10 protein-coding genes are annotated in these 9,387 nt (G+C 68.7%); 7 read left to right on the top strand and 3 right to left on the bottom strand.

Annotated elements, in window-relative coordinates; genetic code table 11:
* Window positions 1-472, top strand: a 472-nt coding sequence (locus tag C457_RS14490; RefSeq protein WP_008095758.1) for an HAD family hydrolase, incomplete at its 5' end; no start/stop codon positions are given.
* 87 nt (window positions 473-559) lie between these two features.
* Here C457_RS14490 and C457_RS14495 read toward each other — a convergent pair.
* From C457_RS14495 to C457_RS14505, 3 genes are all read right to left on the bottom strand, one after another.
* Window positions 560-1,306 carry a response regulator gene (locus tag C457_RS14495; RefSeq protein ID WP_008095760.1) on the bottom strand — a complete coding sequence of 249 codons (747 nt, stop codon included), beginning with the start codon at window positions 1,304-1,306 and terminating at the stop codon, window positions 560-562.
* 111 nt (window positions 1,307-1,417) lie between these two features.
* On the bottom strand, window positions 1,418-3,310 hold the full coding sequence (locus C457_RS14500; protein WP_008095762.1) for a molybdopterin biosynthesis protein: 1,893 nt from the start codon (window positions 3,308-3,310) through the stop codon (window positions 1,418-1,420).
* The gene (locus tag C457_RS14505) at window positions 3,307-4,527 is read right to left on the bottom strand and encodes a molybdopterin molybdotransferase MoeA (RefSeq protein WP_008095764.1); all 1,221 of its coding nucleotides are present in this window, start codon (window positions 4,525-4,527) and stop codon (window positions 3,307-3,309) included. Before C457_RS14505 ends, C457_RS14500 begins: the two co-directional genes overlap by 4 nt.
* Window positions 4,528-4,668: 141 nt before the next feature.
* On the opposite strand from C457_RS14505, the gene C457_RS14510 reads away from it, so the two are divergent.
* The 6 genes from C457_RS14510 (at window position 4,669) to C457_RS14535 (ending at window position 9,331) form a co-directional block, all read left to right on the top strand.
* Window positions 4,669-5,037, top strand: a complete 369-nt coding sequence (locus tag C457_RS14510; RefSeq protein ID WP_008095766.1) for an Hsp20/alpha crystallin family protein — start codon at window positions 4,669-4,671, stop codon at window positions 5,035-5,037.
* Window positions 5,038-5,044: 7 nt separating this feature from the next.
* Complete coding sequence (locus C457_RS14515) at window positions 5,045-6,721, top strand: ABC1 kinase family protein (protein ID WP_008095767.1); 1,677 nt, start codon at window positions 5,045-5,047, stop codon at window positions 6,719-6,721.
* A 57-nt stretch (window positions 6,722-6,778) separates the two neighbouring features.
* Window positions 6,779-7,207 carry a DUF5518 domain-containing protein gene (locus C457_RS14520; protein ID WP_008095768.1) on the top strand — a complete coding sequence of 143 codons (429 nt, stop codon included), beginning with the start codon at window positions 6,779-6,781 and terminating at the stop codon, window positions 7,205-7,207.
* A gap of 95 nt (window positions 7,208-7,302) precedes the next feature.
* On the top strand, window positions 7,303-7,677 hold the full coding sequence (locus C457_RS14525; RefSeq protein ID WP_004062652.1) for a translation initiation factor IF-5A: 375 nt from the start codon (window positions 7,303-7,305) through the stop codon (window positions 7,675-7,677).
* A 15-nt stretch (window positions 7,678-7,692) separates the two neighbouring features.
* On the top strand, window positions 7,693-8,514 hold the full coding sequence (speB, locus tag C457_RS14530) for an agmatinase (RefSeq protein WP_008095770.1): 822 nt from the start codon (window positions 7,693-7,695) through the stop codon (window positions 8,512-8,514).
* A gap of 55 nt (window positions 8,515-8,569) precedes the next feature.
* Window positions 8,570-9,331, top strand: coding sequence for a Nif3-like dinuclear metal center hexameric protein (locus C457_RS14535; protein WP_008095772.1), 762 nt, complete (start codon window positions 8,570-8,572; stop codon window positions 9,329-9,331).
* Window positions 9,332-9,387 lie beyond the last annotated feature (56 nt).

Raw genomic sequence — 9,387 nt, forward strand, 5'->3', positions numbered from 1 at the left:
CCCCGCCGAGTTCTGGCCCGCGTTCCACCGCGAGGAAGACCCCGCAAAGCGAGCAGAAGTGACGTACCTCCACGACGACGCCGAGCGCCTCATCGGAGAGATTCACGCCGCCGGCCGGCCGGTCGGCATCGTCACGCACTGCCAGCAGTTCCTGACCGACCCCGTGTTGGACCACCTCGACGTGCGCGACTGGTTCGACGCCGTCGTCTGCTGTACCGAGGAGACGGGGTGGAAACCCGACGCCGCGCCGGTGCGGCGCGCTATCGGCGAACTGGGACTCGACGACCGAGTCCTGACCGACGGCGGCACCGCGGGCGTCCTCGCAGGCGACGGCGAAAGCGACATCGGGGCCGCGTGGAACGCCGGCTTGGACGGCATCCACGTCGAACGGCACGGACCCGAACACCGCGGGCGCTGCGTGCTCGGCGAGTACCGCGTCGAGAGCTTCGACGACCTCGTTCGGTCCCGCTGAACGGGTCGGTTCCGACCAAAGCGGTGATTCACCGGTCGCGACAGTCCAGAGGGAAGAAAAGAGAAATCGACGCTCGGAGGAGGTCGCTCAGGACAGCGTCTGCTCGGGCGTCGGCCGGGCGAAGATGTCGCCGGTGCTCGTGACGGCGACCTGAATGTCCTCGTAGGGGAACCGGACTTCGATGCCGGGACGCTCTTCGGCCTCGACGACGGGCCGAAGCAGTTCTTCGAGCGCGTCGGTGTCGATGTACTCGTACAGCGGGGTTTCGATGGCCGAGAGCCCGCCGTAGGACTCGACGGCCTCGACGACGACGATGCCGAGTTCCTCGTCGCCGAGCCACTGCCCGACGAGTTCCCAGTTGTCGTCGAGGCTGAACGTGGCCTCGGCGGCCGCGTCGGCGTGTTCTTCGAGCGCCTGCGTGACCGCGGAGGCGCCGACCGCGAGCGCGGAGTCGACGCTGTCGTCGTCGACGAGGCTCCGGACCCGCTGGAGGACCGTCGCGAGGTCGCCGGGGCCTGCTTTCTGGACGTACTCGGTGACGCCGGCGGTCGAGGCGACGTCGGCGACCTCGGGCCACGACTTCGCCGTGAACAGGAGGATGGGGATATCGGCGTGTTCTTGTCGAACGGCTTTGACGAGCGGCACCCCGTTCGGGAGCACGAGGGAGTCGCTCACGACGCAGTCGACCGACTCGGCCGAGATGACGCCGAGCGCCTCGGTCGCCGACTCGGCGGTCAGAAGAGAGACGGCGTCGAGTTGGCGGAACGCGGCTTCCGAGAGGGCGAGCATCTCGGGGTCGTCGTCGACGTGAAGGACCTTCAGAGGGCGGTTCATATACCAGTTGTACACGCTACGCGGATAAAAACGTTCTACTTATTTTATACTTCAGCGGGAGATGAATATCTAAACGAGTCACGGCCGCTTTCTAAAGGGTTACGGCGGCGCTTAGGTCCTCTCGAACCCTGCGAGGCCGGCAATCACGTCGTCGTTCGTCGCGAGTGCGTCGCGAAGCGAGGCGACGCCGGCTTTCTCGGTCCGGGCGGGGTTCGCGAGGACGACGACCCGCTGTTTCCCGAGCGAGACGAAATCAAGCCCGAGCGAGTCGGCGGTCGCCCGAAGGCCGAGACCGGCGTCGGCGCGGCCGGCGGCGACCGCTCGCGCCGGACTCTCGAACGCTTTCGTCCCGCGGTCGAACCCCTCGATGGCCTCGACGAGTTCGTGTCTGGTCGTCCCGCGCTCGTCGGCGAGGGCGGCGACGGCGTTCCCGAGGTCGGTCCGCAGCCCGGAGTTCGAATCGCGGTTGACGAACCTGAGGTCGTCGTCTACGAGGTCCGCGAGTCCGGACACCCCGTCGGGGTTGCCGGCGGGGACGACGAGGCCCCACTCGCGCGTCCACGAGCCGAGTTCGACCGCGTCGATTTCCTCGACTGCGCCGCCCCGATCGCCCGCGACGACGGCCACGTCGGCAATTTCGTCCCTGAGCCGTCGCAGGCCCTCGCGGGAGCCGAACGGGAGGTACCGCGGCGACGACACGCGGTCGAGCAGGCGCGAGAGCGCGGGGTCGTCCTCGCCGACGCCGAGCAGTTCCGGCGCGCGGACGTCGGGCGAGAACAGGTGGACCGTCACCGACTCGCCCTCCGCGAGGTACTCCACGTCGGCGGCGACCTCGACGACGCCGTCGGCCTCGACGAGGCTCGTCGTCGCGCCCGACCCCTTGTCGACGGGGTAGACGAGCGTCTCGCCGTCGCCGTCGGCGACCAGTCCGACCGGCATGAGCCGCGTCCGGCCCTCGGCGTACCGCTCGCGGGTGGCCATCGTTCCCTCGACCGTCGCGGTCCGAGGCTCCGGGAGGCCGGCGGCGTCGCGGATTGCCGGCGCGACGAACGTCCGGAAGATGGTGAGCGCGGAGACCGGGTAGCCGGGCAGACCGACGTAGGCGCTCCCCTCGCCGAGCGTGCCGACGAGCATGGGTTTGCCGGGCTTGACGGAGACGCCGTGAAGCAGGAGTTCGCCGCGCTCTTCGACCACGCGGTAGATGACGTCGACCGCGCTCGCGGACGTGGACCCGGACGAGAGCACGAGGTCGCACTCGTCGGCCGCCCGTCGGAGCAGGCGCTCCAACTCCCCGTAGTCGTCGCCCGCGTGGGGATAGAGCTTCGGTACGCCGCCGGCCTCTTCGACCCCCGCGGCGATAGTGTAGGAGTTCACGTCGTAGATTTCGCCCGCCTCCGGGCGGAGTTCGTCGCCCGGTCGGACGAGTTCGTCGCCGGTCGAGACGATGCCCACAGTGGGCTTCCCGCGGACCGGCACCTCGTCGACGCCGAGCGCCGACAGCAGGCCGATTTCGCGGGGGGTCAGACGCGTTCCGGGGCCGAGGGCGCGAGCGCCGGCGGCGATGTCGGTCCCGGCGGGCATCACGCTATCACCGGGCGCGACCGCCGAGTAGACGACGAGCGAGCCGTCTCGCTCGTCGGTTCGCTCCACGATGACGACGGCGTCCGCGCCCGGCGGCATCACCGCGCCGGTGGAGATTTCGACGGCGGTTCCGGGGTCGACCGCCACGTCCGGTTCGCTGCCGGCGTGAACCGCCCCGGCGAGGTCGAGTTCGACCGGTTCGGCCTCGTCCGCGCCGAAGGTGTCGCGGGCGCGGACCGCGTAGCCGTCCATGCTCGCGCGGTCGAAGCCGGGCACGTCGAGTTCGGCGTCGATTCGCTCGGCGAGGACGCGGCCGCGGGCGTCTTCGAGCGCCACCGTCTCGGCGTCGGGCGTCAGGTCGAGCGACGCGATGGCCTCGCGCGCGTCCGCCGGGGAGGCGAGGTCGCGGAACTGCTTTCTCATGCGGACCACTCCCAGCCCTCGACGGCGACCGTGTCGCCCTCGTCGTAGCCCTCTATCTCCTCGGGGACGACGACCCAACCGTCCGCGAGCGCGACGCTGGAGAGGATGCCCGACCCGCTCGTCCGGGTCGGCTCGGCGGTCGCCTCGTCGCCCGACGTGTCGAGTCGGACGCGGGCGAACGTCCGCGTGCCGGGTGAACTCGGGATTTTTCTGGTGAGCGTCGCCTCCTGCGTCGGGAGCGGGCGCTCGGGGAGCGACCCGACGCGCTTCAGCACCGGCCGGAGGAACTGGAAGGCGTTGACGACGCAGGCGACCGGGTAGCCGGGAAGCATCACGACTGGCGTGTCCTCGACGACGCCGACCGCGACCGGGTGGCCGGGCTTGAGCGCGACGCCGTGGACCAGCACCTCGCCGATGTCGTCGACGACCTCGGGGATGAGGTCGCGCTCGCCGACCGACGACCCGCCCGTGGTGACGACCACGTCGTGGTCGAGGTCGGATTCGACGGCCTCGCGGAGCAGGTCGGCGTCGTCGACGACGATGTCGCGGTAGCTCGCCTCGCCGCCCCAGCGCTCGACCAGTCGGGAGACGGTCAGGCCGTTGGTCTCGATGACCTCGCCAGGACCGGGGTCGGCCTCGACGAGTTCCTCGCCGGTCGGGACGACCGCGACGCGGGGGCGTTCGAACACCGTCACCTCCTCGACGCCGACGGAGCGAAGCAGGCCGATGTCCGACGGGCGAAGCTCGTGGCCGGCCTCGAACAGCGGCGTTCCCTCGCGCACGTCCTCGCCGCGCTCGCCGACGTTCTCGCCCTCGGCGAGCGCGTCGAACACTTCGAGTTCGTCGCCGAGTCGTTCGGTGTGTTCGACCATCACGACGGCGTCGGCCCCGTCGGGTACGTCGCTGCCGGTGTGGACACGGGCCGCGGTCCCCGGTTCGACCGGGCCGTCGACGATTCGGAGGACGTTCGGTGAGCGACCGCTCGCGCCGAAGGTGTCCGACGCGCGAACGGCGTAACCGTCCATGGCGGCGCGGTCGTAGCCCGGCACGTCGGCGGGGGCGACCGCGTCCTCCGCGAGCGCCCGGCCGTCGGCCTCGGCGAGCGGTCGGCGCACGGTTCGGTCGTGCGGCGTCGCCGCCGCGAGAAGCGCCTCGCGGGCGTCCGACAGCCGCGTTCGTTGCTTGAACCCGGCCGTGCGTCGGTCGTCGTGGTTCATACCGACCCTTCGGTTCGGGGGGCAAAAAGCGTCGGCCTCGGGCGCGGCGGCGGTCGATTCCCGAGCCGTATCGGCGGCTTCGCGCTCGCGCGCTCGCGCGAGACCGCCGGGTTTTTCGACCCCGACTCCCTATGAGCGTTCATGTCAGCACTGCGCGACGCGCTGTCCGACCTCCCGGACGCGGTGTTCGCCGACCTGTTGGAGTCCGAGACGTCCTACCTCTTGGTCCTCGACCTCCCGGGCGTGACCGCCGAGACGGCGGAGCTCCGGGTCGAGAAGGGGCGATTGGTCGTCGAAGCGCGACGCGACAAACGCCTTCCAGCCGAGTTCGACTACGTCCGCGAGGAACGACCGCTGTTCCTCGACGCCGAAGTTCCCCTTCCGCCTGACGCCGTGGCCGACGAGGCCGAGGCGTCGATGGAACGCGGGACGCTGGAAATCCGGCTCCCCAAGCGCGAGGCCGCCTCCGAGCGGGCCATCCCTATTACCACCGGCGACGAAGACGCCTGACGAGGCGGTGGTCACGCTGGTCAACCTCCGCGCCTATTGGCGGTTCCTCGTCGTCCTGTACCAGTTCTTCCCGCTCATCGTCGCGTACACCCGTGACACGCGGAAATACCTCCTGTTCGGCGGCGGCCGACGCGTCACGACCGAGATGCGCATCAAGCGCGCCGACGTCCTCTTGGAGTCGCTACTGACGCTCGGGCCGACGTTCATCAAGCTCGGACAGCTCCTGTCGACGCGCCCCGACATCCTCCCCCCGGAGTACATCGAAGTGCTCGGGAGCCTCCAAGACGACGTGCCACCCGCGCCGTGGGACGAGTCGAAAGCCGTCCTCGAAGCGGAACTCGGTCCCGTCGAGGAGGCGTTCGACGCGTTCGACACCGAGCCGATAAGCGGCGCGAGCCTCGGGCAGGTGTACGTCGCCGAGTACGAAGGCGAGAAGGTCGCCGTCAAGGTCCGCCGCCCCGGCATCGAGGACCTCGTCGAGGCCGACCTCCGGGTCATCCGGTGGTCGATGCCGCTTCTCATGCGCTTTATCGGCGAGGGCCGGGCGTTCTCGCTGGAGAACCTCGCCGACGAGTTCGCCAAGACCATCCGCGAGGAGATGGACTACGACGAGGAGGCCGAGACGCTCGTCGAGATTCAGGAGAACTTCGCGGACGACGACACGCTCGTCATCCCCGAGCCGATTCCCGAGCGCTCCGACGACCGGGTGCTCACGATGGAGTACCTCCCCGGGACCAAGATAAACAACATCGAGGCGCTGGACGACCTCGGCATCGACCGGACCGAACTGGCGACGAACCTCCAGCGAATCTACCTCCAGATGATCGTCGAGGACGGCGTCTTCCACGCCGACCCCCACCCGGGGAACCTCTCCGTGACCGACGATGGCCGCATCATCTTCTACGACTTCGGGATGCACGGCGAGGTCGACCCGTTCATCCAGGACAAAATCGTGGAGTTCTACATCGCCGTCGCCAACCAGGACGTCGACGGCATCCTCGACACGCTCATCGAGATGGGGACGCTCAGCCCGAACGTCGACCGGCAGGTGATGGGCGACGTGATGGAACTCGCCATCGCCGACGCCCGCGGCGACGACATCGAGCAGTACCGTGTCAACCAGATCCTCGAACAGGTCGAATCGACCATCTACGAGTTCCCGCTTCGGCTCCCGCGGAACCTCGCGCTCGTGCTCCGGGTCGCCGGCGTCGTCGAGGGAGTCTGCGTCACGCTCGACCCCGAGTTCGACTTCATCTCGGTGGCGACCGACTACCTGACGGAGGAGGGCTACCGCGAGGAGAGCGTCCAGAAAATCATCGAGGGCGTCGGCCAGCAGGGCCAAAAGACCGCCCAGTCGCTGTTCCGCGTGCCGCCCAAGCTCGAACGCGTCCTCGACCGGGCCGACCGCGACAACCTGACGCTCAACGTCCGACTGGAGGACAACCGCGGCATCCTCGACAAGCTGGCCAAGCGGCTCATCTACGGCATCTTCCTGTCGTTCGGCTTCGTCTCGACGGTCATCATCTACGCGCTGAACCCGGAGAACCTCGTCGCGGTCGGCGCGGCGGGCGCGCCGACGGGGGTCGTCGCCCTGCTGCTCTGGAAGTCGTTCCGCTCGCGGAAGGGAATCCGGGCGACGCCGCAGTTCACCCGACAGAACCTCAAAGAGCGCCGCAGAGAGTAATCAAAGCTGAGAATCGGGCGCGTAATTTTATCGGCTCCCGCCGATACACTCTCGCTCATGACGGAGTGGCGACCGGTGTTCGTGGGGGTGTGTCTCGCCGCGTGCACCGAATCGCTCGTCTACGCGATGACGGGCCAGTTCACCCTCGTCGGTGGGGTCACGGGGAGCGCGCTCGCCGGCTACGTCGTCGGCACCGACCCCGCCGACGGCGGCTGGCACGGCCTCATGGCCGGCGTCGTCTGGGGCTGTCTGCTCATGCCGGTCTCCGTGCTTCTCACCTTCCTCGAACGGACGCCGATTCTCTTTCCGTTCCAGTACCTCATCCCGATGTTCGAGACGGCGGGCGAGTTGACGACCGCCATCATGCTTGCGCTCTCGCTCCCGAACGTCGCGTCAGGGGCGTTCGGGAGCCTCGCCAGACGCGACGCCGCAGGGACGTGGTTCGACCCCGAGATGGCCGAGGTTGACCCGGTCGAAGACGCGTGACTGTCCGGGCCGCCCGCCCGCGATTTCCACGGCAAGGAGTCGCGTGCGAAGACGGTTCCAAACCGTTTATACCCTCCATCCGATAACGGAGAGACATGGCGAAAGAGCAGAAGCAGGTGCGCGAACTCCAAGAAGGGAGCTACGTCATGATGGAAGAAAAGCCGTGCAAAATCAACGCCTACAGTACCGCCAAGCCGGGCAAGCACGGCAGCGCGAAGGCGCGCGTCGAAGCCCGCGGTGTCTTCGACAGCAAGAAGCGCTCGCTCTCCCAGCCTGTCGACGCGAAGGTGTGGGTCCCCATCATCGAGCGGAAGCAGGGCCAGGTCGTCTCCGTCACCGGCGAGGACGCCCAGATCATGGACCTCGAGACCTACCAGACGTTCACGATGCGCATCCCCGAGGAGGAAGACCTCAACCCCGAAGACGAGATCGAGTACCTCGAGTACGAAGGCCAGCGAAAAATCGTCTAAACGGGGGTCACAGAGATGTTCCCCGGAGCAATCGCAGACCGCGAGGTCGCCGACTACGTCCTTCTCGGCGCTCCGCTCGACATCTCTACGTCTTTCCAACCCGGAACCCGTTTCGGACCGAATCGAATCCGTCGGTTCGCCGAGTCGTTCGACGACTACGACCGGCGGACCGACCAGTTTTTCACTGACTTACGCGTCCACGACGCGGGCGACGTCCGCGCGTGGGACGACGCACCTGAGTACGTCGAATGGCTCGCCGGGAGCGTCCGCGACGCCGTCTGGGACGACGCCGTCCCCGTCGTCCTCGGCGGCGAGCACACCGTCACCGCCGCCGGCGTCACCGGCGTCGACCCCGACGTGTTCGTCTGTCTCGACGCCCATCTCGACCTCCGGCGCGAGTACGACGGCAACGAGTGGAGCCACGCCACGGTCACCCGCCGCGTCCTCGACGAACTCGGCGTCGACGAGGCCGTGATTCTCGGTGCGCGAACCGGCTCGCCCGGCGAGTGGAAGCGCGCCGAGGCCGGCGACGTGACCGTGGTCGAACCCGAAGCCGTCCCCGACTGGGAGCCCGAGTTCGACGAGGACCAGTCCGTCTACCTGAGCGTCGACATCGACGCCGCGGACCCGGCGTTCGCGCCCGGCACGGGCACCAAAGAGCCGTTCGGCCTCACCTCCCGAGAGATGCGAGACGCCGTCCGGGCGGTCGCGCCCCGCGCCGACGGCTTCGACGTGGTCGAGGTCAACGACCGCGACGACGGACAGGCCGCGTCGCTGGCGGCGAAGCTCCTCCGGGAGTTCGTCTTCTCGCACGCCGCCAAGCAACCAGACGAGTAACCGACTCCGCGGCGAACCCCGTTCCTTACAAGTCCCCGAGTCACGACTCCCCGGTATGCAGCTCTCCGACATCGTCGCCCGACTCGACGAGACGCTCGCGACCGACGACTTCGCCGACGTGGACGCCAGCGCCAACGGCCTGCAGGTCGGCCCCGAGGAGAAATCGGTCGAGAAGGTCGCCTTCGCGGTCGACGCCGCGGAAGCGACTATCGACGCCGCGCTCGACGCCGACGCGGACCTTCTCGTCGTCCACCACGGCCTCGTCTGGGGCGGTCTCGACCGGGTGACCGACCGCGACTTCGACCGCATCGAGCCGCTGATTCGCGGCGACCTCGCGCTCTACGTCTCGCACCTCCCGCTCGACGGCCATCAAGAAGTCGGCAACGCCGCCGGCGTCGCCGACCACCTCGGCCTAACTGACACCGAGCCGTTCGGGTCGCTCGGACCGATTCACATCGGGCAAGCTGGGGAGCTCGCGTCGCCGAAGACGACCGACGAGGTCCGGGCGGCGCTCGACGAACTGGACGGGAGCGCGGGCACGACCGCCCTCGACTTCGGCCCCGACGAGATTTCGTCGGTCGCTATCGTCACCGGCTCCGGCGTCGACTGGCTGGACGAGGCCATCGACCGTGGCGTCGACGCGTTCGTCACCGGCGAGGGCAAACAGAAGGTGTACCACGAGGCGCGCGAGGCCGGAATCTCGGTGTTCCTCGCGGGGCACTACGCGACCGAGACGTTCGGGGTGCGGAGCCTGCGGGACCTCGCCGACGAGTGGGGACTGGAGACCGAGTACGTCAGCCACCCGACCGGGCTGTAGGCGCGACCGAGCGCCCGACACCCCATCGCACCTGTCTCTTATACACATCTCTGATG

The sequence above is a fragment of the Haloferax prahovense DSM 18310 genome, assembly GCF_000336815.1.
Taxonomy (GTDB): Archaea; Halobacteriota; Halobacteria; order Halobacteriales; family Haloferacaceae; genus Haloferax; species Haloferax prahovense.

Excerpts from the sequence above, each read along its gene's own strand:
- C457_RS14495 (WP_008095760.1), bottom strand. The coding sequence starts at position 1,306 with ATGAACCGCCCTCTGAAGGTCCTTCACGTCGACGACGACCCCGAGATG.
- C457_RS14500 (WP_008095762.1), bottom strand. The coding sequence starts at position 3,310 with ATGAGAAAGCAGTTCCGCGACCTCGCCTCCCCGGCGGACGCGCGCGAG.
- C457_RS14505 (WP_008095764.1), bottom strand. The coding sequence starts at position 4,527 with ATGAACCACGACGACCGACGCACGGCCGGGTTCAAGCAACGAACGCGG.
- C457_RS14510 (WP_008095766.1), top strand. The coding sequence starts at position 4,669 with ATGTCAGCACTGCGCGACGCGCTGTCCGACCTCCCGGACGCGGTGTTC.
- C457_RS14520 (WP_008095768.1), top strand. The coding sequence starts at position 6,779 with ATGACGGAGTGGCGACCGGTGTTCGTGGGGGTGTGTCTCGCCGCGTGC.
- C457_RS14525 (WP_004062652.1), top strand. The coding sequence starts at position 7,303 with ATGGCGAAAGAGCAGAAGCAGGTGCGCGAACTCCAAGAAGGGAGCTAC.
- speB (WP_008095770.1), top strand. The coding sequence starts at position 7,693 with ATGTTCCCCGGAGCAATCGCAGACCGCGAGGTCGCCGACTACGTCCTT.
- C457_RS14535 (WP_008095772.1), top strand. The coding sequence starts at position 8,570 with ATGCAGCTCTCCGACATCGTCGCCCGACTCGACGAGACGCTCGCGACC.